General features: G+C 71.3%; 17 protein-coding genes. 5 read left to right on the top strand and 12 right to left on the bottom strand.

Annotated elements, in window-relative coordinates:
• Positions 1 to 16: 16 nt before the first annotated feature.
• Positions 17 to 1,717 carry a serine/threonine-protein kinase gene (locus ACFU5O_RS14665; RefSeq protein ID WP_384240095.1) on the top strand — a complete coding sequence of 567 codons (1,701 nt, stop codon included), beginning with the start codon at positions 17 to 19 and terminating at the stop codon, positions 1,715 to 1,717.
• A 27-nt stretch (positions 1,718 to 1,744) separates the two neighbouring features.
• Here ACFU5O_RS14665 and ACFU5O_RS14660 read toward each other — a convergent pair whose 3' ends face one another.
• Positions 1,745 to 2,476, bottom strand: coding sequence for an AAA family ATPase (locus ACFU5O_RS14660; RefSeq protein WP_384240093.1), 732 nt, complete (start codon positions 2,474 to 2,476; stop codon positions 1,745 to 1,747).
• A 172-nt stretch (positions 2,477 to 2,648) separates the two neighbouring features.
• On the opposite strand from ACFU5O_RS14660, the gene ACFU5O_RS14655 reads away from it, so the two are divergent.
• Positions 2,649 to 2,948, top strand: a complete 300-nt coding sequence (locus tag ACFU5O_RS14655) for a hypothetical protein (protein WP_384240092.1) — start codon at positions 2,649 to 2,651, stop codon at positions 2,946 to 2,948.
• Here ACFU5O_RS14655 and ACFU5O_RS14650 read toward each other — a convergent pair.
• Genes ACFU5O_RS14650 through ACFU5O_RS14635 form a run of 4 tightly spaced genes read right to left on the bottom strand, consistent with a single transcriptional unit; the run spans position 2,938 to position 8,968 of the window.
• A complete protein-coding gene (locus tag ACFU5O_RS14650; protein WP_384240090.1) occupies positions 2,938 to 4,158 on the bottom strand; it encodes a type III PLP-dependent enzyme in 1,221 nt (406 codons plus the stop codon). The two genes, ACFU5O_RS14655 and ACFU5O_RS14650, sit on opposite strands and share 11 nt — an antisense overlap.
• Entirely contained in the window at positions 4,155 to 5,957 is a 1,803-nt protein-coding gene (locus ACFU5O_RS14645) for an IucA/IucC family protein (protein ID WP_384240088.1), read from the bottom strand. The genes ACFU5O_RS14650 and ACFU5O_RS14645 overlap by 4 nt, the downstream gene beginning before the upstream one ends.
• A gap of 6 nt (positions 5,958 to 5,963) precedes the next feature.
• Complete coding sequence (locus ACFU5O_RS14640; RefSeq protein ID WP_384240086.1) at positions 5,964 to 7,778, bottom strand: IucA/IucC family protein; 1,815 nt, start codon at positions 7,776 to 7,778, stop codon at positions 5,964 to 5,966.
• Positions 7,775 to 8,968 (bottom strand): acetyl-CoA carboxylase biotin carboxylase subunit family protein, encoded by a 1,194-nt coding sequence (locus ACFU5O_RS14635; RefSeq protein ID WP_384240084.1) that lies wholly within the window; start codon positions 8,966 to 8,968, stop codon positions 7,775 to 7,777. The genes ACFU5O_RS14640 and ACFU5O_RS14635 overlap by 4 nt, the downstream gene beginning before the upstream one ends.
• Before the next feature lie 190 nt (positions 8,969 to 9,158).
• Here ACFU5O_RS14635 and ACFU5O_RS14630 point away from each other — a divergent pair, with 190 nt between their 5' ends.
• A complete protein-coding gene (locus ACFU5O_RS14630) occupies positions 9,159 to 10,022 on the top strand; it encodes a (2Fe-2S)-binding protein (protein ID WP_384240082.1) in 864 nt (287 codons plus the stop codon).
• 132 nt (positions 10,023 to 10,154) lie between these two features.
• Here ACFU5O_RS14630 and ACFU5O_RS14625 read toward each other — a convergent pair whose 3' ends face one another.
• The 4 genes from ACFU5O_RS14625 to ACFU5O_RS14610 all read right to left on the bottom strand — a co-directional run bounded on the left by ACFU5O_RS14625 (position 10,155) and on the right by ACFU5O_RS14610 (position 16,039).
• The gene (locus ACFU5O_RS14625) at positions 10,155 to 11,648 is read right to left on the bottom strand and encodes an MFS transporter (protein ID WP_384240080.1); all 1,494 of its coding nucleotides are present in this window, start codon (positions 11,646 to 11,648) and stop codon (positions 10,155 to 10,157) included.
• On the bottom strand, positions 11,645 to 12,250 hold the full coding sequence (locus ACFU5O_RS14620) for a TetR/AcrR family transcriptional regulator (protein WP_384240078.1): 606 nt from the start codon (positions 12,248 to 12,250) through the stop codon (positions 11,645 to 11,647). Before ACFU5O_RS14620 ends, ACFU5O_RS14625 begins: the two co-directional genes overlap by 4 nt.
• Before the next feature lie 554 nt (positions 12,251 to 12,804).
• Positions 12,805 to 13,341, bottom strand: coding sequence for a hypothetical protein (locus tag ACFU5O_RS14615; RefSeq protein WP_384240077.1), 537 nt, complete (start codon positions 13,339 to 13,341; stop codon positions 12,805 to 12,807).
• 250 nt (positions 13,342 to 13,591) lie between these two features.
• The gene (locus tag ACFU5O_RS14610) at positions 13,592 to 16,039 is read right to left on the bottom strand and encodes a SpoIIE family protein phosphatase (protein WP_384240075.1); all 2,448 of its coding nucleotides are present in this window, start codon (positions 16,037 to 16,039) and stop codon (positions 13,592 to 13,594) included.
• A 673-nt stretch (positions 16,040 to 16,712) separates the two neighbouring features.
• On the opposite strand from ACFU5O_RS14610, the gene ACFU5O_RS14605 reads away from it, so the two are divergent.
• Complete coding sequence (locus tag ACFU5O_RS14605) at positions 16,713 to 16,997, top strand: hypothetical protein (RefSeq protein WP_384240073.1); 285 nt, start codon at positions 16,713 to 16,715, stop codon at positions 16,995 to 16,997.
• A 45-nt stretch (positions 16,998 to 17,042) separates the two neighbouring features.
• Here the strand turns inward: ACFU5O_RS14605 and ACFU5O_RS14600 are convergent, their stop codons facing one another.
• The 3 genes from ACFU5O_RS14600 to ACFU5O_RS14590 form a co-directional block, all read right to left on the bottom strand.
• Positions 17,043 to 18,605 (bottom strand): GMC family oxidoreductase, encoded by a 1,563-nt coding sequence (locus ACFU5O_RS14600; protein ID WP_384240071.1) that lies wholly within the window; start codon positions 18,603 to 18,605, stop codon positions 17,043 to 17,045.
• 67 nt (positions 18,606 to 18,672) lie between these two features.
• Positions 18,673 to 20,253: an APC family permease gene (locus ACFU5O_RS14595; RefSeq protein WP_384240070.1), complete on the bottom strand. Its 1,581-nt coding sequence runs from the start codon at positions 20,251 to 20,253 to the stop codon at positions 18,673 to 18,675.
• Positions 20,250 to 21,719 (bottom strand): aldehyde dehydrogenase family protein, encoded by a 1,470-nt coding sequence (locus ACFU5O_RS14590; RefSeq protein WP_384240068.1) that lies wholly within the window; start codon positions 21,717 to 21,719, stop codon positions 20,250 to 20,252. Before ACFU5O_RS14590 ends, ACFU5O_RS14595 begins: the two co-directional genes overlap by 4 nt.
• Positions 21,720 to 21,989: 270 nt before the next feature.
• Here ACFU5O_RS14590 and ACFU5O_RS14585 point away from each other — a divergent pair, with 270 nt between their 5' ends.
• Entirely contained in the window at positions 21,990 to 23,069 is a 1,080-nt protein-coding gene (locus ACFU5O_RS14585; RefSeq protein WP_384240067.1) for a hypothetical protein, read from the top strand.
• Positions 23,070 to 23,093: the final 24 nt, after the last annotated feature.

The raw sequence follows: 23,093 nt of genomic DNA, 5'->3' as shown, positions 1-23,093 counted from the left end.
CGTAAGCTGACCCGCTATGGACACCAGGGGGAGTGGCAGACGGATCGTCGACGGCCGGTTCGAACTGCTCGGCAGGCTCGGCAGCGGCGGAATGGGCACCGTGTGGCGGGCTCGGGACATTGTGCTGCACCGCGAAGTGGCACTGAAGGAAGTGCGTCCTTCCGACACCGCACTGGAGGACGCCGACCCCGCCCGGGCGCGCATGCTCAGCGAACGGGTGCTGCGTGAAGCCCGCGCGATGGCACGGATCGCCCACCCGAATGTGGTCACCATCCATCACATCGTGGACAGCTCGGAAGGACCCCATCCTTGGATCGTCATGGAGCTGGTCCAGGGGCAGTCCCTGCACGAACGCCTGGCCCAGGGGCCGTTGACCGTCACCGAGGCTCTGCGCGTGGGCCGTGGAGTGCTGTCCGCCCTGCGGACCGCGCACGACGCCGGTATCCAGCACCGTGACGTGAAGCCCGCCAACGTCCTGCTCCGGCCGGACGGCAGCCCTGTCCTGACGGACTTCGGGATCGCCGCGCTGCGGGAGTCCACGAGCCTGACCGCCACGGGCGACCTCATAGGCTCACCCGAGTACATCGCTCCGGAGCGCATCCGCGGCGAGGAGGGCAACCCGGCCTCGGACCTGTGGTCGCTCGGCATGCTGCTCTATGTCTCCCTCGAGGGATCCCACCCCCTGCGGCGTGACACCAGCCTCTCGACCCTGGTCGCCGTGCTCGACGAACCGATCCCGGCGCCGGTGCGGTCCGCAGCGCTCACTCCCGTGCTGAACGCACTGCTGGTGAGGGATGCCGCGGCGCGCCCGGACGGTGCGCAGCTGGAGCGGATGCTGGACGACGCCGCCAGGAACTCCCTCGGCTCGCCCTCGGGCTCACCGACCCAGCCCTGGTCGCCCGCGCCGCCGTACGCGCCCCACCCGGGTGCCACTGCCGGCAATGTGTACGGCACGACGGCGGTTCAGCCCCCACCGGGCCACTTCGGCATGGCGCCTTCCGGCACCCGGCCGCACAGGCAGTGGCGGAAGGCGCCCGCCGCTGTGGGCGTCGCCGCCGCGCTGGCCGTGGCGTCCGTGATCGTGCTGAACCTGCTCCCCGACCACGGAGGTACGACGGGTGGCAACCGGGCGGGGGCCTCGTCCTCGGCCGACGGCGCCTCCGCCGGGCAGGACGGCCGGAAGGCGCAGGGGGACACGGCGAACGAGGGCAGTGGCAGCGGCACCGGGCAGCCGGCCGAGGTCGCGCTGCCGCCGTCCAAGGAAACCAAGCACCTGCTCACTCCGGACGGTGTGCGGACCGTCGTCAAGGCGTTCCAGGCCAAGACGGGGACGACGAAGTTCGTCGAGCTCACGGTGTACGAGGAGTACGCGATCGCCTCGGTTCCGGTGCCGGGGAGCCGTGCCAAGTACGACCGGTACACGTATCGCAACGGCTACGCGTCGAAGGAGGGCCCCGGCGGTTCGCTGACCTCGATGGACGAGGGGCCGATCGACGTCAGCAAGGTCAAGTGGGCCGTTCTGCCGGCGCTCATCAAGAAGGCGGACCAGGTGCTCGGTGTCCCGAAGCCGACGATGCGTTATGTCATTGTGCGTGGTTCCGTGTTCGAAAGCGTGCCGACGGTGAATGTGTACGTGTCGGACGAGTACGGTGCGTCGGGATATCTCGCCGCCGACTTCGACGGCGCGGTGGTGAACACGGTCGAGGCCGCGAGCTGAGCGGTCGTCCGCCCGCGCCGGTGGGACTCATGCTCCGGGGGAGCCGGGCGGGGGGCCCACCACATGACGCAGATAGGCCGCCGGGTCGGCGAGATACCGGCGCCAGTGGTCGACGAGGGCGAGATCGCGCCACTCGACGTGCCGCATGCCGTGCTCGCCGACCTCGATGATGTCCGCCCCGGGCAGGGCGGTGAGCAGTGGTGAGTGCGTGGCGCAGACGACCTGGCTGCCGTTCTTGGCCAACTGGTCGATGTGGCCGAGGAGTGCCAGGCAGGACGTGAAGGACAGGGCTGCTTCGGGCTCGTCCATCACATAGAGCCCGGTCCGCAGGAACTTCCCCCGGAACGCCGCCAGGAAGCCCTCGCCGTGGCTGACCGTGTCCGGCGCGAAGCCCTCGCGGTCCAGGGCGTCCATGGCGGTCTCGGCGCGCAGGAAGAAGCCCTTGCGCGCCGACCAGCTGGTGAGCATGCGGCGGCCGTGCGGCGCGGCGTCGAACCGTATGCGCTCGCCCAGGGGTGACTTCGCGCGGTGCGAGGCGTACCGCCAGTCGTGCGAGCCGCCGTAGGAGTCGAGGCCGAAACCCTCCGCGAGGGCTTCGACCAAGGTCGACTTGCCGGAGCCGTTCTCGCCGACGAGGAAGGTCACGGGCGCGGTGAAGCGCAGGCCCTCCCCGACGAGTTGCCCCACGCAAGGCACGGACCACGGCCATGAGCCCGCATCCTGCGACGAGCCGTGGGCGTACACACGTTCGATTATCACTCTGTCGAGTGTATCGGCCAGGTTGCCCCGATGCCGGAGGCCGCACGCGTTACCCACGGTAGACGGTGTGGCTCGACGCGGCCCCGGCATGCGGGGCGCGGCTCGCGGGGGCACGCTGGGCCGTGTGGCCGTCGGCTGTCCGGTCGACGGTCGTCGAGGAAAGGGTGCTGCGATGTTCGCGAGACTGAGCACCTATCAGGGGTCACCCGTGCCCGCGGAGGGTGACCTGTCGGCGACTTCGGAAGCGGTTGTCAAGCAGGTCCAGGAGGTACCGGGCTTCGTGGGCGTGTACTACCTCGTCGACCGGCCGTCCGGGAAGGTCGTGTCGCTCACCCTCTGGGAGGACGAGGTGTCGATGCAGGCCAGCGAGGAGAAGGCCGAGCAGATCCGTGAGGAAACCGCACGGCGGGAGGGCCAGCGGATCGTCTCCGTCGAACGCTACGAGGTCGGCTTCAGCCACTTCAACCGTTGACGGCCCCCAGAAAGTGGAAGCCCGGCCGGGGATGCATGAGGAACTCGTGGTGCGAGATGTTCCATGCGTACGCCCCCGCGAGGGCGAACACCACACGGTCCCCGGTGCGCAGGCCGGCCGCGGGCACATCGCGGGCGAGAACGTCCTTCGGTGTGCACAGCTGGCCGGTCAGTGTGACCGGGCCCGGCCGGCCCATGGCCCGAGGCCAGGGGTGGGGCCACGCGTCCACGGGAAGCAGTGCGCAGGGCTGGTCGTGGCCCTTCGTCGCGGGGGTGCGCAGATGGTGCGTGCCCCCGCGCACGACGGCGAACTCCTCACCATGGCTGCGCTTCACATCCAGGACCTCGGTGGCGTACCAGCCGCAGTACGCGGTCAGCGCGCGGCCCGGCTCGATGCGCAGCACCAGGTCCGGGTGAGCGGCGGTGAGGCGGGCGAGGGCGGCTCCGTACGCCGCCCAGTCGAAACGGGCCCCGGGATCGGCGTAGTCGACGGTCATCCCGCCACCGACGTTCACCTCACGCAGGGGGAATCCGTGCCGGTGGGCGAGGCGGGCGGCCCAGGTCACCACGGACTCGGCGACGGCGATCTGCGCCGGCGCGTCGAGTCCGCTGGCGAGATGGGCGTGTATCCCCCGCAGCTCCAGCTGCGGGTGGCTGCCTCCGCAGAGGAGACCGGCCATGGCGTCCGCCTCGGACGGGTCCAGGCCGAACGGCGTCGGCCGCCCGCCCATGGACAGCGCACTCGCCTTGAGGGAGCCGTCGGCGAGCGGCAGATTGAAGCGGAGCAGGACCGCCACGCGCGCTCCCGGCACCAGCCGTGCCGCGAGGTCCGCCAGCATGCGCAGTTCGTGGGCGCTCTCGACATGGAACCGGTCCACACCCGCTTCCAGCGCGGCCGCGGTCTCGGCGGGCGTCTTCCCAGGACCGCCGAAGGCGAGTGGACGGTCCGGAACGGCCTTGGCGACATGGGCGAGTTCACCGCCCGACGACACCTCGAACCCGTCCACGTACGGGGCGAGAGCGGCCAGGATCTCCGCTTCGGGATTCGCCTTGGCGGCGTAGTACAGCTCGACGCGCTCCGGCAGGGCCGACCGGACGGACGCGGCGTGTTCCCGCAGTGCCGTGAGGTCGTACAGATAGGCGGGAAGGTCATCGGCGGGCAGGGTCAGCGCACGGTCGCGCACCGCCGCGGTCAGCAGGTGTGTGGTCAACGGGAGTTCCAGATGTCGTCGGCGGAGATCGCCCCGGACCTGACGTCCTCGGCGAGCGGGGAAGGCAGCCGGACGTAGCCCGCATCACGGTCGGCCGTGCGCGCCCAACGGGTGAGCAGATTCGCCTTGGCGGGCAGCGGTTCGCCCGCGAGCAGAGCGCCCAGACGGGGCGGGCAGCCGTGCGTGTCGGCATGGTCCTGGAGCGTGCGGTGGACCTGGGACCACAGCGCGGCTTCCGACCCCGGATGCAGATCGGCGAGGGCGGCGAGCATCTCGGCGACATGGTTCACGACCAGGCAGTAGACGACCCGGTCCCAGCCGCGCCGGGCGTCGTAGGTCAGGGGCCCCGCGACATCGGCGGGAAGTGCCGCGAGGTCGGAGGTGTGACGCTCGGGGATCAGCTTGGTGCCCTCCAGGTCGCGGAAGAGGACCTGGGCGGGTCTGCCGTCGGCGTCGACACAGACGAGAACGTTCTGCAGATGCGGTTCGAGGACCACACCGTGGTCGAAGTACGCGGCCAGGACGGGCGGGAGGAGCAGTTCCAGGTAGGCCCGCCACCACGCCAGGGTCCTGCCGGGGTCCGCGCCGGCCAGGAGGCGTGAGACATGGCCGGGTCCCGTGGTGTACTCGTCGGCGACAGCGGCTGCCAGCAGGGGAGTGACTCCGGGGCGCAGGTGGCGGTCGAGCCCCTCACGGACGATCACACCGAAGCCCTCGAGGAGGGCGGGCACGGGCCGCCCGTCCGGGCCCGGCAGGGCGAGGCTGCGGTAGGCGGGCTCGCGGAGCACGCCGGTGCCGGGGAAGCGGCCCGCCAGGTCCGCGAAGACGGGCCCGAGCAGACGGGTGAGGGCGACAGCGCCGTCGAGTTCGTAACGGGCGTTCTTGCGCAGGCAGTTGGTGATGCGGACGTTGAGGCTGAACTTCAGGAACGTGTCGCCGTCGTAGAGGGTGCGCACGGAGGCGGTGGCGGTGAACGGCGACCGGCCGGGGCCGAGGTCGAGGACGTCACCGCGCTTGATGGCTTCACCCAGCACGGGGTGTCCTTGCAGGAGTCCGTACTGCCAGGGATGCGCGGGCAGCAGCCGGTATCCGTCGGGCACCGGCCCAAGCCGGTCCAGTCCGTCGAGCGGGTCGGCGCCGGAGCCGTCCGGCCGGTGGGACCGCTCGGCGACCAGATGGTCGCGTACGGCGAGCAGCCGAAGCGGGAAGGAGGCGCCGGCCTCCGGTGCGTACGCCTTCCAGGCGGCGCGGTCGCCGCCGCGGGCCTTCGGCGTGGGGTGGAAGCGGTGGCCGAGGGCGAGGGACTGCTCGGACGCGAGGTAGGCGGCGAGGGGATCCAGGTCCCCCGGGCCCGCGGGATGCCGGTCGGTGGCGGCCCCGCGTACGGCGAGGGCCGCGGACACTCCCTGATGGCTCGACGCGATCTGGGTCAGGAACTCGTCGTTGCCGGTGCCCGTACGCAGTGAGAGCTCGGCGTGGATGTACTCCGCGAGGCGCCGCCAGCCGAGTTCTGCCCATCCGGCGCCGGTCTGCTCGGCGACCGCGCCCGTGAAGCGGTGCGCTCCCAGAAGGGACGTGCGGCGCAGCGCCACCCGGAGCAGCACTCCGCTGCGCCGCAGACGCAGGAGCAGACGGCCGTCTATGACGGCGCTCTCGTGCTCCGGCCCCGACACCTCCCGGAGCAGACAGTTGAGGAGGGTGTGCGCCACGGCCTCGTCCGCCGTGGGCAGCCCCGAGGGAGCGCGGCCGTGGTCGGGGCGGTGGGCGGAGTGATGAACGAAGGACCGAGTGGACGTCATCGCCGGTCACACTCCCCGCAGCAGGTAGTTGGGGCCCGTGGTGTAGTGCTTGTTGATGTCGGACGCTCCCGATCTGGCCTTGGTGAGCAGAGTGCCCGCGGTGACCATCGCCTTGACGGGCAGCCGCGCCGGGTCCAGGACCTGCTCGCGCAGGACCGCGCCGGGCTCTCCCGGGCGGGTGCCGAGCCGTTCGACGGCCCGTTCCAGCCGTTCGCGTACGAGCCCCAGCAGCCGCTCCACCGGAGCGCGGCCGTGCCGGGCCAGCCCGAAGGCGAAGGCACCTGCGCACAGATGGACGCTGATGGTGGTGAACAGATCGACGACCGGCCCGTCACTGTCGCCGAGGATACGGGCGTCGTCGAACGCGGAGAGGTCGGGCGCATCCGGCCCGAGGGCCGCGCGCAGCCGCACACGGTTGATACGTGGCCCGTCGTTGTCCTTGAGGAGCAGCCGGACGCGCGGTCCGTCCGTCCGCTCGTCCAGCACGAGCGAAATGTTCTGCTGATGGGATTCGAGCGCGATTCCGTAGCCGAACAGCGTGGTAGCCCAGTCGAGGAGCAGCGAGAGCACGGATTCCAGCAGAGCGAGCGGATCACCGCCGTGGAAGCGGTCGGCGAGATGGTCGATGACCAGCCGGCCGCCGGGTGCCCGGCTCAGCAGGGCGGCCATCGGTACGACGACGGCGCCGTCCGTACCGGCGGGCCAGCGGCGTACGAGCACGGCGAGCAGCTCATGGCCCGCGTGGGCGAAGGCGGTCTCGTCCGCGTGCAGGACCCGCTCCAGGAAGCGGGGCTCACGGGCGGTCACCGACTGCAGCAGACGCTGTGCCGCCGCGCCGTCCACGAGCGTGCCGGGCTTGATCGTGCGCCGGTTGAGCCTGCCCAGCGTGGAGGTGGCCAGGGGGAGTTTGAGATGGACCCCGGGGTCGTCGGCGAGCGCCACGGTCCGCATGGACAGGGTCGGCACGACATCGATGCCGGAGCGCGGAGCCAGGACGGCCCGGCTCTCGAGCCCGGCGGCGCGCAGCGCGTCCCGCAGAGGTCCGTCCACGGTCAGGGGATGGACCGGGAACGCGAGATGGCTGTCGTCGAGCCCGGGCAGTCCGACGGCGGACGGCGACGGCAACAGGTCCGCCCGGGGGGCCGTGCGGCCCGGGACGAGGTGGCCCTTGCCCGAGTACCCCTCGGCGGTCATACCCCTGACGGTCACCGCGTCCCTGGGAAGGGCGAGCCAGCGCAGGGCGAAACGAGGGTGGAACTCGGGTGCGTACGCACGCAGCGGGCCGGTGGTGAGCCCGGCGCGGCCGCGCGCCGTGGGATAGACGGGGTGGTCGAGCCGGGCGGCGAGGGTGTCATGGGCGAGGCCGCCGGAGTACCCGGTCCACCGGGCGGGATCGGCCCCGTACCGCGTTGCCAGCATCTCGAGAACCTCGTCCTCCGAATCGGCATGCAGCCGCACCGTGGCGAGCGTCTGCCGGCACTCCGCGGCGAACGCGTCGAAGCCCCCGCGGTCCACCGGTGCGGCCAGGGCCTTCAGTTCGGCCAGGACATTGTCGCAGGTAGTCAGTTCCGCACCGTCGGATTCCCGCCGCAGCAACGGCTGCCGCGCGGACCACTCGCACTGGAAACCGTCCTCGTGAACGGGCAGCAGCAGTGCGTCCGGACCGGGGGTCCCGAGCCTCAGCCACGTCCCGTCCGGGTGCTCCACCACGGAACTGCGGCTGCGCAGTCCCACCACGTCCTCACGCAGCAGCGCGCTCAGTACACGGACGAGCAGATCCGCCTCGGCCGTGATGGCCGCTTCGGTGGCCGGCAGCGTCACGGCATGATCTCCCAGCGCTGCGCCGAGATGAACTCGGCCACTGTCCGGTCCACCCGCTCCTGGTCGGTACCGGTGGCCCGGACGACACCCAGGAAGTCGCGGTTGGTGCCGTGCAGTTGGTGCCGTTCACCGACCTCGCGCAGCGGCCGGTACGTCAGCTTCACATCGCCCGACACCAGATCGGTCGCGGCCGGGGCGGCGACCAGCGTTCCGGCGCGGTCGGCACACGGATAGTCGAGCCTGGCCACGCCGTCGGTGCGCATGCCCAGGTCCGGTGGCAGCGGCTCGCCGAGATGGGTACGCAGGATGTGCTCGAAGAGCGGGATGTCCAGCAGCCGGGCCAGGAGCAGATCGCACTGGTCGCCGATGGCCCGGTAGTTGACCTCGATGATGCGCGCACGTCCCTCGTGCACCACGAACTCCGTGTGGCAGGCGCCGAAACCGACGCCGAGACGGTCCAGCTGGGAGAGAACCTGGTCCAGTACGGGCCCGGGACGGGCGGGTACGTAGGTGAGCCGTTCCTCGATGAAGTACGGCGGCGACGAGAGTTCGGTGTGGAACCCGCCCAGCACATGGCGGACCCGGCCGTCGCCGAGCGTCTCCAGGGTGTACAGCTCGCCGGGCAGGTACTCCTCGACGACCAGCGCGGCCCCCGGTCTGCGCGCCCGGATCTCCTCGCAGCGCAGTACGAGATCCTCGAGATCGCCGACGAGGACGACATCCTCACTGGCCACGCCCTCACGCGGCTTCAGCACGCACGGGAACGGTAGGTCCACGGCCGCGAGGACCGTGACCGGATCCTCCCCGGCCGTGAGTTCCACCGACCGGACCGTGTCGGCGCCGGTGACGGCCAGATGGCGACGCATCTGTGCCTTGTCCTTGGTGCGCAGAGCGGCCTGCCAGCTCTTGGCGGGAAGCCCGAAGTAGTCCGCGGCCAGGGCGGCCTGGGTCTGCAGATGGTCACTGTTGGTGAAGACCATGTCCGGGGAGCGACGGGCCGAGATCGTGGTGATGACCGCGCGGAAGTCGCGTACGTCGCACTCCAGGACCTCGGCGTACGCGCCGGCGGCCCGGTGTGCCGCGGGCTGGTCGGTCAGCACCGTGACATCGAGGCCGAGCCGGCGTGCGGCAGGGAGGAATCCCTCGGTGACCGAGTCGGTCGGGTTCAGCGCAAGCAGGTACATCTGCATGAGGGATCACTTCCGTGCAGAGAGTCGCGTGCCCGCCAAAGATCGGACACGAGGCGAGAGCCTAGGTTAGGCACACCTAACTCTGTCAATTCGCCTCGACACGGCCCCGGTTGGCGAAGGTGGATCTTCATATGGTTAAGGTGAGCCTTGCCTTACCACTCTCGATGTTTGCTTTCGCTGAGGAGCGCCCGTGACCCTGGCCCCGGCACGCCCACCGGCCGGAACCGCAGCGAGCAGCTCCGCCCTGCTGGCCTCTGCCTATCGCCGGCTCACCGCGATCTGCCCGTCCCTGCAGGCGGACCTGGCGATGCCGGGGTCTCCCGCCGGGCAAGGCTGGGCCGACGGGGCGGAACTGGCTGTCCGTCCGGAATTCCTCGACGCCTTCCTCGACGCCGAGGCCCGGCACATCGAGGACCGGTACGCACACACGGCACGGCCCGATGTCGTGGCCTCCCGGGCGTTGCACGACTACTTCTGGTCCGTCTGCCTGCTGATGAGCGGGCCCTGGTACCTCGAGCGCCGCGTGCCCCGGATCCGGCCGGGCGATGTGAGGATCAGCCTGACCGCAGGGACCTACGGCATCGTCCCCGGCGGCTTCGCCTGCCTGCCGGACGACCCGGCGGCGGCGCTGCCCGGCGTACGCGTAGTGCCGCACGAGGAAGCGCTGATGGCCGAACTGCGCACCGCGGTCGCCGACCACGTACGACCACTGCTTGCCGCGATCCGTCCCCGGCTGCGGCGGGGGCCTCGCTCGGTGTGGGGCATGGTGGGCGACGACCTCGTCTCCGGCCTCTGGTACCTGGGCCGGATGACGGGGGACGAGGAGCAGGGCGTCGAGGCGGCGACCCGGCTGCTGCCGGGACCCGTGCCGCCGTTTCCCGGAGGCGCGGACTTCCGCCGCCTCGCCGGCCGCGAGGGGCGGTCGTACCCGACCCGCACCCGGCTCGGCTGCTGCTTCTACTACACGATCCGCCCGGCAGAGGCCTGCGGTACCTGTCCCCGCGTGTGCGACACCGAGCGGCTGCGCCGGCTCGAGGCGGAGTCGACGGGCTGAGGGCGCGGTGTGCACCGGAACCCGGGTGCGGGGGGCCCGGCGCCTCCTCGTCCGTAACCCTCAGGGGGGCGGGACATGCCCGGCGGAACGGGGGAGTGTCCCCTCGCCTCAGACCCCGCCCGCGAGGCGTCCCTACTTCGCGGACACTCCCCGACTCCGGTCGCGGACCGTGGTGTTCCCCGCTTCGGCAGCCTCGTGGTCCTCCACCGGAGCGAGGCGACGAGGCAGCCCGAGTGCGAACAGCGCGCCGGCGGCCGCGACCGCCGCCAGGGCCGTCAGCGCCGTCAGCGCCGTCAATGTGGCGCTCATCGAGGAGGTGAAGGCCTCACCGGTCCAGCGAGGTCCGCCGCCGTACGCCCCCTTGCCGGCGCCGTCGGGCGCGGTGAGGGCCATCAGCGCGGTCGCCAGGGCGATCCCCAGCGCGGGCCCGATGTTCATGGCGGTCTGCTGGAGTCCGCCGGCCACCCCGGCGTTGTGCACGGACGCCTGGTGCACGATGACGGCCGTGGCCGTGACCATCACCGTGCCGAAACCGACGCCCAGCAGGAGGAAGCCGCCGCCTACCGCCACCGGCGTGGCGGCCCGATCGAGCCGGGAGAGGACGAACACGCCGAGGGCGAGGAGAACCATCGCCGCAACCGCAGTCCGGCGGTGGCCCCATCGGCGAAGCGCCACCGCCGAGGCCGAGGCGCTCAGCACGATTCCCGCAGGCCCCGTCAGCGCCGCGAAACTGCTCCGGAGCGGGTTCATCCCGAGGACGTCCTGCAGGAAGTAGGTGCCGACGAAGAGCGCACCGAACATCGCAGCCGACGCGGCGAGCAGGACGGCGAGGGAACAGGCGACGGCTTTCCGGCCGACGGCTTCCGGCGGCACGAGCGGACTCTTCGTGCGTCGCTCGTGCCGGACGAAGGCGGCCGTCGCCGCCGCGGCCACGGCACTCGCCCCTGTGCTCGCCGCCGTCCACCCGTTCTCCGGGACGTCGGCGAGCGTATGCACCAGGCACACCAGAGCCACCGCCAGAAGGCATGCGCCGGGCAGGTCGAGCCCGGTGGACGGGCCCCGGGGGGCCGGCACCCGGACCGCGAGGGCCAGCGCGCCTATGGCGACCGCGGGCGCGACGTTGAGGAAGAAGACCGCTCGCCAGCCCAGGTGTGTGGTGAGTGCTCCGCCGATGACCGGGCCGGCCGCCGCCGCGACGGCGATGGCGATGGTGCGCAGGGCGATGGGCCTGCCGATCCCGTCGCGCGGGTACGCGGCGCGCAGCATCCCGAGGGTGGCCGGCTGGAGCAGCGCGCCGAAGACCCCTTGCGCGACCCGCAGTCCGATCACCCAGCCCACGCCGGGAGCCAGACCGATTCCCGCCGACGTGACGGCGAAGCCCAGTGTTCCGGCGGCGAATACCCGCCGGTGGCCGAACCGGTCGCCGAGACGGCCGGCGAAGACCAGCAGGCTCGCCACGGCGATCAGATATCCCGTACTGGTCCACTGGATCTGTGTGAACGACGCGTGCAGCTCCCGCTGCATGGTCGGTTGGGCGACGGTCAGGACGGTTCCGTCCAGGGCCACGATCGCGGCCCCGGTGATGCTGCAGGCGAGCGTGGTGCGCCGGTGGGCCCTTGTGTTCATCGGGGCTCCGGGCCCAGGTGCGCGTCGAGCGCGGCTAGCAGCAGTGGCTCGGAGTCGTCCAGGCCGGCCACGAGGGGCAGGCTGCCCCACAGCCACAACTGGGCGATGCCGTGCAGGTTCGCCCACAGCGCCGCCGCGACGACGGACGGCGTGGCGGCCGAATCCGATGCGGATGCACCGTGCTGCGACCGCGCCCGGGCCACCAGGTCGACGAGAACGCCGAAGAGCGGCAGGCTCGTCTCCCGCAGGCCGAGATGGTTGCTCTCCAGCAGGTCATGACGGAACATCAGCTCGAACATGCCGCGGTTGGTGAGTGCGTAGTCGAGATAGGCGCGTCCGAGTGCCGTCAGCTGCGAGCGGGGATCCGCCCGGCCGTCCCCGATCGTCCGGGCGGCTCTGTCGGTCAGCTCGGTGAAACCCTGGCGCGCGATGGCGGACAGCAGCTCCAGATGGGTCGGGAAGTAACGGCGCGGGGCTCCGTGCGAGACACCGGCCCTGCGGGCGATCTCACGCAGGGACAGCGCATGCACGCCCTCGCTGCTCACCAGCTCGACCCCGGCCTCGATCAAACGGGCACGCAGACCCGCCTCGTGTTCGGTCATAGACACTGTCTACCAGAGGTTGGTAGACAGTGTCTACGAGGTTCGGGCGGTGCTCGGGAAGGCCACGCGGTGGGCGCGGAAGGAGCCGTTGCTTCCGGACCGGACGCGCCAGCAGGGTCGCAGGGGGCCGCCTCGAGGTGATCAGCGGGATCGCCCGGAAGTTCCGGATCGGGGTACGTCCGTCCGGCGCGCATGCCGCGCCGTCGCAGATGCTCGCGGACGGCGCCCAAGGAGTGCGCCCCGTCGGCCGGGGCCACATCGGGCCGGGCGCGGGAACGCCGGGCAGCGTGGAACACGCGAGCGGCTTCATGCCGGGAAGGCTGCCCGGCGTGAAGCCCGTCCTGGTCTGCGGACTTCGTGGCCAGGTCTTTCGTTCGGATCGGACCGCATCGGTGAGCCGGGCCAGGCCACACGCCACATGCGTCGCAAGGCGGTGGAAGGAGCCCACGCGGTGGGGCACCTCCCGGCGGTGGCCGGGGACGCCGGCGGCCGACGAGGAGGCAGCCAGGTGCGGTGCCAGGGCACACGAGCCCGGCAGGACCGTATGTGAGGCCCTACGTGCGCTCGGGAGCGCTGACGGACGCCCCGGCATCGAGGAGGCCGAGCAGTGTCTCGCGGTGGAGCTCCGCGATCGGGCCGAGAAGGTCCGGGTGGCGCAGCAGCGGCGCCGCACTGTTGTCGCGAGGACTGGGAATGGTCAGCCGGCGCGCATGGCCCACACTGCTCGCGCCGTGGTGGGTCGCGGCCAGGCAGGCCGCCGCCACGGTGGCGAGATCGGCGTCGGCCAGCAGGCACGCCGCCCAGCTCACGACGGTTTCGTCCACCCCGGTGCGCCAGGAGTGCTCGGGCCCCTCCAGCGGATGGACATCGGCGCCGGTGACGGAGTCCAGCCGGTCGGAGCCGCCGGGGCCCAGCAGGTTCAGCAGTCCGGCGTCCAGCGCGGTGGGGTAGCGGAGGGCGGCGGCGATGGTGGCCGCCTGACAGGCCTGGGCCTCGGCCAGGGCGTGGTTGAGCGGGCCGGCTGCCGGCGGGAATGCCGAAAGCAGCCAGCGGGTGGCGGCAGCTATGACCGGCGAGAGGTCACTGGGCATGGTGAACCGTCCTGTAGGCGTGCCCGCCGACGGTTCTGTTGCCTGTGCGTGATCCCGTCGCGGGTACTTGCGCGCCCGGGGCGCACGTGGCAGGCAAGCGTAAGGCGGACGCCTGGGCGGCAACAGGACGTACGTCACAGCCGGGGTTCCGTCGCCGTCCACGGCCGCGCAGGCAGCGGGCCGGCGCCCCCGGGCGCGCGAAGCCCGGCAGGTTCCGCAAGACGCGCCTCCAGGATCCGGAAGACGCGCCTCAGCTGTCCTTCGCCTGCCGTTCACGCGGCGCCAGCGGAATCTCGGCCCACACCTGCTTGCCTCCGCTGAGCGGCACCGCACCCCAGGCCGTCGTCGTCGCCTCGACGATCAGCAGCCCTCGGCCACCGGTCGCCTGCCAGTTCACATCCGCCGGTTTGACGGGGCTGCGGGGCGAGGCGTCGTTCACGGCGATCCGCAGCCGGTCCGCGGACAGCGTCAGCTCCAGTCGCACCTCTCCCTGGGTGTGGGCGATGGCGTTGGTGACCAGTTCCGAAACCACCAGCAGCACGATGTCGAGTTCCTCGACCACACCCCACGCGCGCAGCGTTCGCGCCGTGAAGCGGCGGGCGTGCTGGACGGCGTTGGGCAGCCGCCACACCGTCCAATGGGTCCGCTTCGGCCGGACGCGCGTGCCGTCGTAGCGCAGGAGCAGCAATGCCACGTCGTCGTCGCGCCGGTTCGCACTCCCGAGCAGTTCGTCGGCCACCCGCCCGGGTTCCTCCAGGTCGGCAGGACCGAGCACCTCGCGCACCCGGCGCATGCCGTCCTCCAGATACAGGCTGGGCGACTCGACCAGACCGTCCGTCAGGAGGGCCAGCAGGGTGCCGGGGAGCAGTCCGGCCTCGGTCATGGGGAATTCCGCGTCCACCAGGACGCCGAGCGGAGGTCCGCCCTCGACCGCCAACTCCTCGGTGGTGCTGTCGGGGTGACGGATGATCGGCGGCAGATGACCCGCCCGTACGCACCTGGCGATGCCCTCCTCCATGTCCAGGTCCACATAGAGGCAGGTGGCGAAGAGATCGGTCTCCATGCCGACGAGCAGTCGGTTGGCGCGGGCGACCACCACGTCGGGTGGGTGGCCCTCCACCGCGTAGGCACGGACCGCCGTACGCATCTGCCCCATGATGGTGGCGGCGCCCGCGCTGTGCCCCTGCACATCCCCGATGACGAGCGCCACATGGCCGTCACGAAGAGGTATGACGTCGTACCAGTCGCCGCCCACCTCGAGTCCCACCGTCGCGGGAAGGTACCGCGCCACGGCCACCCCTCCGGGCAGCTCGGGGAGCTTGCGGGGCAGCAGGCTGCGCTGCAGCATCGTTGCGAGCTCATGACCGGCGTCCAGTGCGTGGGCGCGCACCAGGGCCTGCCCGACCAGACCCGCCGTCGCGGTCAGCAGTGACCGCTCCTCCGGACCGAACCGGTGGTCGTCGTCCCACCCGACCATGCACAGTCCGACCATCCGCCCGTCGGCCGGGAGCGGCACCACGGCCAGTCCACCCGGCCCGATGCCTTGGAGACCGGGCTCGAGATCCGCGCCCGGGGGCCACAGGCTCATATGGCCTTCCCGCAGCGCGCTCTGCAGCGTGGGCAGGCTGTGGATCGAGGCATCCGGCCATTCGGACCGCCATTCGGAGCGCCAGAGATCGGGCCAGGCATCAGGCTCCGGGGGGTCGAGGACGGTGACCACGAGCCGGTCCCCCTCCAGCTCGGCGACCGCGACCCGGTCGGCGGCCAGCGGTTCGCGCAGGGCGGCGACCACCTTCTGGCTGACGTCCCGGATGGTCGCCGCACCGGCCAGCGTGGCGGAGAGCCGCTGCACGATGGAGACCTCGTCGGCACTGGGGCGCAGATAGGCGGCGTCGGCGACCACACCCAGCACCCGCTCCGGCTTGCCGTCGGCGTCCACCTGTACCCGGCACCGCACCCCCAGCCAGCGCAGCTCCCCGTTGGGACGGCGGATACGGAACGCCAGCTGCTGTGCGGTGGAGGACAGCCGGCCGGGGTCCACGATGGCCATCAGGGCGGGTATGTCGTCCGGGATGGCACAGGCGAGCAGGGTCTCCACGTGCCCGTCGAACTGCTCGAGAGGGATGCCGAGCAGGTCGAGCACGAGCGCATGGGCCTCCATGCGCCCGGTGCTCAGCTCCACGATGAACGCGCCGCCCTGGAGCGGTACGAGGTTCCGCCCCATTTGCGGCCGGGGTGTCGTCCTCCCGGCGGCGTGGGCGGCGACCGATTCGAGTCCCGCGGCGACCTGGTCGGCGTACAGCTCCAGCAGGCTGCGGCGGTCGGAGCTGAAGCCGTCCGGGACCTCGCCCGCGACTATCAGGCAACCCAGTTCCGTGGCGCCGCGCCCCAGGGGCAGGGCGCCCAGCGAGACCTTGGCCGGTGTTCCCACGCTGTTGCGGAGCACCCGGCCGGGAAAGTGGTGGGGATCGCCCTCGACGTAGGCCGCGAATCCCTCCGGGGTCAGCCACAGCGGGTTGCCGGAGCGGAAGGCGTCGGCGGCGGGGGAGTGACCGTCCACGGCGAGGACCGCCGGCAGCCCGTACAGCACGCTTCGGTCCCCGGCCATCTCTGTCAGATGGAGTTCGTGGCCTCCTTCGGCCAGCACGTAGACAGCAGCCAGCTCGGCCCCGCAGAAGGCAAAGCCTTGCCTGGTCACAGCCTGTACCGCCTCCCTGCGCGGGCCACCACCGTCGACCGGCCCTCCCTCCATGCTGTCGCGCCTCGGACTGTGGGGGCGAGTCAGGAACGGACGGTGACGAATCTGCGGAGGAAGTGACGGGTCGGCGAAAACCCTACTAACAGGGTTGCCGATTCGGCCATGGGTGTGCACGGCGACGCGGTGAAAGGCCCCTGGGAGGGCGTGAGGCGCGTCCCGGGCCGCGAAGGGCTCCATGGAGAGCACCTGGGTGCCGCGACGGGCTGAAAGACCCCTGGAGAGGCTGCTGCGCCGGACGGGGCTGCCGGATCCCCGACAGCGGGCACACGGCGGACCACGGCCCGCTCGCGGCCGTGGTCCGCCGTCCCGACGGACGGAGTGCGCACCGCGGCGCCGCCGCGCAACGAAGGGCGGGACGATCGACTGCGCCGCGCGGCCCCCGACCCGGTACCGGTCCGCGGTCCAGGCGTGCCCGCGGACCCTGGTCCGGGAAGCCGGCCGGAGCGACGCCCGGCCTCGGCCCCATAAACGTGCGTTCACGGCGGGCCGTGCCGCTCCACCATTGGTGTGAAAAGACGCCGTAGGGGCCGTACGGGTGATCGGTCGCCCCGCCCGCAACCGGACCCGCCCGTGCGGGACTCCTGCCCCTCAGTGACACACTGAGGAGGCTCTTATGGCTGTTGATCTCTACCGTCACCCCGGAGCCGGTGTCTTCGGCCGGCTCGGTGACACCAGCGGTATCCACGCCGGTGACTTTCTTCTGCCCGCCCCGGACGCGCAGGAGCGGCTCCCGATCCCGCTGAGCCCGGCCGACAGGCGCCGTTTGGACCTGCATGCGGCCCTGACCTCCGCGGGGATCGCGCCCCTTCCGGGCGACCTCGAGGCCATCGAGGCGCTCTGCATGCTGGACGACACGACGAACGTGACCGTCATGCGGTGGATCACCAGCACACCGTGAGCCGGTAGCAGGCCCGTACCGGGGGCGCTGTGGGTGCCGAGCGCGTCAGCGTGCTTCCTTGAGCATGTCGGCGCACTTCTCACCGATCATCATCGTGGTGATGCACGGATTGACGGTCGTGAGGAGCGGCATCACGGACGCGTCGGCCACCCGCAGCCCCTGGACCCCCTTGACCCGGAGGCGGGCGTCGAGCGGCGATCCGGTGTCGTCGTCGGCCCCCATCCGTACGGTGCCGGCCGGGTGGTAGACGGTGTTGTGGGTCTCGCGGATGTACGCGAACAGCTCGTCGTCGCTCCGGGCGCCGGGACCCGGGGCCAGCTCGGCACCCGCCCAGTCGGCCATCGGCGTCTGGGCGACGATCTCGCGCGCCAGACGGAGTCCGTACGTCATCACCTCGACGTCGTGCTCATGGGTGAAGTAGCGCGGGTCGACCTTCGGCTTGTCGCGGAAGTCGCGGGTGCGCAGCCGTACCGTGCCCGTGGACCTGGCCCGTGTGACGTTCGGTGTGAGGCAGAAGGCGTTGTCGGACGTGGGGTAGCCGCGGCGGTAGGTGTTGAGGTCGAAGGGGACGGAACCGTAGTGGAACATCAGGTCGGGCCGGTCCAGACCCGGCCGGGTGTCGGCGAAGATCCCGATCTCCCACCACTGGGTGGACGTGGTGACCATGGGCTGCTTCGCCTCCCACATGATCACGCCCTCGGGGTGGTCCTGCAGATGGGAGCCGACTCCGGGGGAGTCCACCCGTACATCGATCCCGACCTCGCGCAGGTGCCCGGCGGGACCGATGCCCGAAAGCATCAGCAGTTTCGGTGAGTCGATGGACCCGCAGGAGACGATCACCTCCCGGCGGGCGGAGACCGCGTTGGTGTGAATCGTGTCCGGCTCCAGGTACTCCACGCCGGAGCAGCGCGAGTTGTCGAACAGCAGCCGCTCGGCCCTGATGCCGGTCCGTACTTCCAGGTTGGGCCGCTTGCCGAGCACCGGGTGCAGATACGACACGGACGCCGAAGAGCGGGTGCCGTCCGGGAGCGCGTTGATCTGGAACCAGTGGGCTCCCCGCAGCAGCGTGGTACCGGTGTTGAACGGTGTGACGGGAATGCCGGTCGCCGCGCACGCCTCGAGCAGGGCGCGCCCGCACGGGTCCCTCGGCGGGACGGTGCGCAGATTGACCGGGCCCGAACGGCCGTGGTGGTCGCCGGGCGCGTCATTGGTCTCCAGGCGCCGGTAGAGCGGGAAGCAGTCGGCGGCACTCCATCCGGTGCAGCCCATCGCGGCCCACTCGTCGAGATCCTCGGCCGGTGCCCAGAAGGCGATGCAGGAGTTGTGCGAGGAGCAGCCGCCGAGCACCCGGGCGCGGGCGTGGCGCAGGAAGTCGTTGCCGTTCGCCTGCGGTTCGATGGGGTAGTCCCAGTCGTAGCCGGACTCCAGGAGAGCCATCCAGCGGTCGAGCCTGAGGACGTTGTCGTCGCCGACGTCCGAGGGGCCGGCCTCCACCACGCAGACGCTGACGTCGGGATCCTCGGTCAGCCGTGCGGCGACGGCGGCGCCGGCCGTACCGCCGCCGACCACGACGTAGTCGAACTCCGGGAGGGACGTGTCTGAGGCCATCTGATCTCCAGAGCAGAGCGTCGGGGCGGACGGGCGGCTGCCGGTCGTCGGGCCGTCACGGGTCTCGTCAGGGCGTCGTCGGGTCACCGGCCTTGACGGCCTCGGCGGCGTGCGCGGCGAGTACGCCCGTGCGGTGCCGCTGCACGAACCAGTAGTAGGCGAATCCGCAGCCGGCGACGATGCCGATGAACAGGACCGCGCCCCAGCGCAGATACCAGTGCTGCGGTCCGGTCGCGTTGTACACCTCGGCGCGCGGCCAGGCGAGGTTGACGGACATGGCCGCGCCCCACAGCACGGCGAGGATGTTGATCGGCAGCCCGAGGCGACCGAGCGAGAACGCGCCCTCGGCGGGCTTCCACTCGCCGCGCAGCCGCCGGATCAGCATGGGTGCGGTGACCAGCAGATAGGCGATGTAGATCATGATGATCGCGATGCTGGTGATCACCGAGAAGATCTGCGGCTGGTTGATGTTGATGACCAGGATGAAGACTCCCACCAGGCCGATGACGACCGCCGGCACGACCGGAGTGTGGAAGCGTGGGCTGACCCGGGCGAGCACCGAACCCGCCGGCAGGTTGTTGTCACGGGCCATGGCGAACATCAGCCGGATGCCGGCCGCCTGCACGGCCAGCGCACAGACCGTGATCGCGACCACGACGCACCAGAGGAAGATCTCCCCGATGGTCGAGCCCAGCGTCACCAGCACCACGTACTGCAGGCCTTCCGTGGACAGCTGCTTTGCGAACAGATTCGGCACGGCCATCAGCGCGAACAGCAGGATCAGTCCGCCGATGACGAAGGACGCGACCAGGGCACGCAGGATGGCGCGGGGACAGTTGCGCGCAGGGTCGTGGGACTCCTCGCCGAGTGACGACGCCGTGTCGAAGCCGTACATCACATAGGCGGACGCGAGAGACGCGGTGAGGAACGCGCCGAAGTAGCCCCAGGCGTAGCCCTCGCCGAGCCCGTAGGTCTCGGTGAGAACCGTGCTCGGGGGGCGGGTGATGTGCACGGCCAGGAAGACGATGAGGGCGACGGCGGCAAGCAGTTCGATGAAGACGCCCGCCGAGTTGATGGTCGCCATGAGCTTGACGCCGAACGCGTTGACGAGGGTGGAGAAGACGATGAGCACCGTGCCGAGGAGCACGGCGTTCGCGGCCGCGTCGGTCGGGCCGCTGCCGTCACCCACGAACTGGAACCAGGGGTTGATCCGGGGCAGTGTGATCTGGTAGGCGAGCACCACGGCGGAGAGCGTCACCATGGTCGCCGTCATCATCATCCAGCCGCCCAGCCAGCCCACGTGCGGGCCGCCCATCTTCTTGGACCAGTTGTAGACCGAACCGGCGACCGGATAGCGGGCGGCAAGCTCGCAGAAGCAGAGGGCCACCATCAGCTGTCCGACGAAGACCATCGGCCAGGACCACCAGTAGGCGGGCCCGCCGAAGGTGATGCCGAAGTAGAACAGCTGGAAGGTGCCGGTGAGGATGGAGATGTAGCTGATTCCCGCGGCGAAGGTGTGGAAGTTGCCGAGGGTGCGCTTGAGTTCCGGCTTGTATCCCAGTTCGGTGATCGCGGCGTCGTCGTCATGGCCGCCCGGCCCCGGAGAAGGGTCCTTCTCATGGGGCGTGGGACCGGCATCCGCGGTCATGCGAACCACCTCTGTGGACTCGGCGAGAGATTGCGCCAGATGTGCTTGGTCTCCTGGTACTCGGCAAGCCCCGTCGGGCCCAGTTCACGGCCGAAGCCGGACTGCTTCATCCCGCCCCATTCCGCCTGGGGCACATACGGATGGAAGTCGTTGATCCACATGGTTCCGGCGCGCACACGCGAGGCCACCCGGTGGCCCCGGGCGACGTCCTGTGTCCACACCGCACCGGCGAGCCCGTAGAACGTGTCGTTGGCGAGCGCGACGGCTTCGTCCTCGTCGCGGAACCGCTCGACGGTGAGCACCGGTCCGAAGGACTCCTCGCTCACCACGGTCATCCCGGGGGTGCATTCGTCCAGCACGGTCGGCAGATAGTAGAAGCCGTCCTGCAGGGCCGGGTCCTCGGGCCGCCGGCCGCCGCAGCGCAGGACCGCGCCCTCGGCGACCCCGGTGGCCACGTACGCCTCGATCTTCTCGCGGTGCGCGGCGGAGATCAGCGGGCCGGCGCGGGCGTTCTCGTCGAAGGGCCCGCCGAGCGGGATGGCCTCCGCCTGCTTGACGATCTCCGCGACGAACGCGTCGTGCAGCTCGTCCTGGACCAGCAGCCGCGCCCCGGCAGAGCAGACCTGGCCCGAATGCAGGAACACCGCCGTCAGGGCGTGGTCCACGGCCGTGTCGAACTCGGTGTCGGCGAAGACGATGTTGGGGTTTTTGCCGCCGAGTTCCAGGGCCACCTTCTTCACCGTGGGGGCGGCGGCCGCCATGATGCGCCGGCCGGTGACCAGCCCGCCGGTGAACGACACCAGGTCGACCTGCGGGTCCTCGGTCAGCGGCGCACCCACGGTGGCCCCCGGCCCGAGGACCAGATTGGCGGCCCCACCGGGCAGACCGGCCTCCGCGAGCAGCCGCATCAGCATGATGGCGGTGCTCGGGGTCAGTTCACTCGGCTTCAGTACGAAGGTGTTGCCCGCGCCGATGGCCGGGGCCACCTTCCAGGCGGTCTGCAGGAGCGGATAGTTCCATGGCGTGATCAGCGCGCAGACGCCCGCCGGCTCGTGGACCACGCGGCTGTCCACATCCGGATCGCCGGCGTCGACGACACGGTCACGACCGCCGTCCGCCACCAGGTTGCCGAAGTAGCGGAAGCACTTGGCGATGTCGTCCATGTCGTACTCGCTCTCGACCAGCCGCTTCCCCGTGTCGAGGGATTCGGCGCGAGCGAATGCGTCCTTGTCGCGCTCCAGCAGGCCGGCGACGCGCAGCAGCAGTGCGCCGCGCTCGGCGGCCGGGGTACGGGGCCAGGGGCCGCGGTCGAAGGCGTCCCGGGCCGCGGCGACCGCGGCGGCGGCCTCCCGGGGTCCTGCCTCGTCGACGGTCGCCACCAGCGTGCCGTCGGCCGGGCACCGGATCTCGCGCACTTTTCCGTCGGCCGGGGCGGTCCAAGCGCCCCCGATGAACAGATCCGGCATGGGGACCTCCGGGTTCGGGAGGGCGTCCCGAGCGCATCCGTGGTCGTTCAGCTATGACACTAGAGAGATCGGCCGCGCTTCGCAGGGCGAGACACCGCCCGTGCACGCCCCATCCCCTGCCGTGCACGCTCGGTGACCGCTACCTACCTCCCTCCCGGGCCGACAGGGGCACCGAATGGGTGAACACGGGGAGCCCGGTCGCCGGGAACCGCGACGGGCGACAGGCCGTGATAGCAGCGAGAGGATGCCGAGAAGAGGGGGGAGTTCGCCATGGTCACCGGCCCTGTGCGGATCGACGGCAACAGCCTGCTGCTGGGCGGTGGTGTACGCGTCCGTTTCATCCGGACGCTGCGCCTGCCGGAGTCCGGGACGTATCCGCTGCCTCCGGGGCTCGGTGAGTTCCCGCTGCGGCGTGTGGAGGACTTCCCCGGCACCGTGCCACAGGAGTGGCGGGCACGGGGCGGCGTGCTGCTGCCCGTGTACCTGCGGGAGGCGATGTGGCTGAGCTTCGCGGGCAGCGAGGAGCCCGCGGCTCTGCAGATCGGCGTCGGCAAGGTGTGCGCCGTTTCCGGCGAGCCGTGGAGCGGCAGGCTGAGCCGCGATCCGCAGAACTATGTGGTGCTGCCGAGGCAGCCGTGGCTCGACGGCATCAACTCGGGACGGGGGACGGTGCGTCAGTTCGTCGCGGTACCACTGGGGATGGGCGCCACGGTCGAGGGGCAGGTCACCGGTGAGGAGACCTGGGGCGGAATTCAGCTCCAGGCCTACCCGCTGTCCGGACAGGCGCGGCGGGCCTGGCGGGAGGAGCAGCGCACACGGGCCCGCCTGACCGCGCCGCCGCCGCCCGGCGGGCCGGCCCCCACGGGCGCGTGGGGCGGCGGCTACGGAGCTGCGTTTCCCCCGGCCCAGGCCGCACCGGCGCCGTCCGCCGTGCCCGCCGGTCCGCCGCCGGCCCCGGCCGCCATGGGGCTCGGCGCGGGCGGCTCGATGCGGCAGGAGGTCTACCGGGACGACCGGCCGATGGCGGACTGGTCACGGGAACCGGCAGGACGTGTCTTCGTCCATCTGGTGACGCCGCCCGAATGGCGCCGCATCACCGGTGAGGAGGCGCCGCCGTCACCCGTCGACCGCGCGGCCTACACGCGGGCCGGGCTGCCATGGTTCGACTACTACTACGACGACGGCGCCGGCGCCGGCCTGGAGCCGACGGATTCCCTGAGCCGGGTCAAGCCGGTGGGCGACTGGCTCGGCGACGACCACACCCCGTGGGCGCCGCCCGGCGCGCACCAGATCAAGCCGCTCGGCGATGCGCCGCAGCCGGGGACCCCGGTGACGGACGGGGACTGGTGAGGGGCGCCAGGAGGGCATGAGTCC

Origin of the sequence: Streptomyces sp. NPDC057445 (assembly GCF_042802855.1) — a bacterium.
Taxonomy (GTDB): domain Bacteria; phylum Actinomycetota; class Actinomycetes; order Streptomycetales; family Streptomycetaceae; genus Streptomyces.
Note: the sequence above shows the minus strand (reverse complement) of the source record. Positions and strands in the feature narration are given on the sequence as shown.

Excerpts from the sequence above, each read along its gene's own strand:
- ACFU5O_RS14665 (WP_384240095.1), top strand. The coding sequence starts at position 17 with ATGGACACCAGGGGGAGTGGCAGACGGATCGTCGACGGCCGGTTCGAA.
- ACFU5O_RS14635 (WP_384240084.1), bottom strand. The coding sequence starts at position 8,968 with ATGCAGATGTACCTGCTTGCGCTGAACCCGACCGACTCGGTCACCGAG.
- ACFU5O_RS14600 (WP_384240071.1), bottom strand. The coding sequence starts at position 18,605 with ATGGCCTCAGACACGTCCCTCCCGGAGTTCGACTACGTCGTGGTCGGC.
- ACFU5O_RS14615 (WP_384240077.1), bottom strand. The coding sequence starts at position 13,341 with ATGCCCAGTGACCTCTCGCCGGTCATAGCTGCCGCCACCCGCTGGCTG.
- ACFU5O_RS14595 (WP_384240070.1), bottom strand. The coding sequence starts at position 20,253 with ATGACCGCGGATGCCGGTCCCACGCCCCATGAGAAGGACCCTTCTCCG.
- ACFU5O_RS14590 (WP_384240068.1), bottom strand. The coding sequence starts at position 21,719 with ATGCCGGATCTGTTCATCGGGGGCGCTTGGACCGCCCCGGCCGACGGA.
- ACFU5O_RS14620 (WP_384240078.1), bottom strand. The coding sequence starts at position 12,250 with ATGACCGAACACGAGGCGGGTCTGCGTGCCCGTTTGATCGAGGCCGGG.
- ACFU5O_RS14645 (WP_384240088.1), bottom strand. The coding sequence starts at position 5,957 with ATGACGTCCACTCGGTCCTTCGTTCATCACTCCGCCCACCGCCCCGAC.
- ACFU5O_RS14585 (WP_384240067.1), top strand. The coding sequence starts at position 21,990 with ATGGTCACCGGCCCTGTGCGGATCGACGGCAACAGCCTGCTGCTGGGC.
- ACFU5O_RS14605 (WP_384240073.1), top strand. The coding sequence starts at position 16,713 with ATGGCTGTTGATCTCTACCGTCACCCCGGAGCCGGTGTCTTCGGCCGG.
- ACFU5O_RS14625 (WP_384240080.1), bottom strand. The coding sequence starts at position 11,648 with ATGAACACAAGGGCCCACCGGCGCACCACGCTCGCCTGCAGCATCACC.
- ACFU5O_RS14655 (WP_384240092.1), top strand. The coding sequence starts at position 2,649 with ATGTTCGCGAGACTGAGCACCTATCAGGGGTCACCCGTGCCCGCGGAG.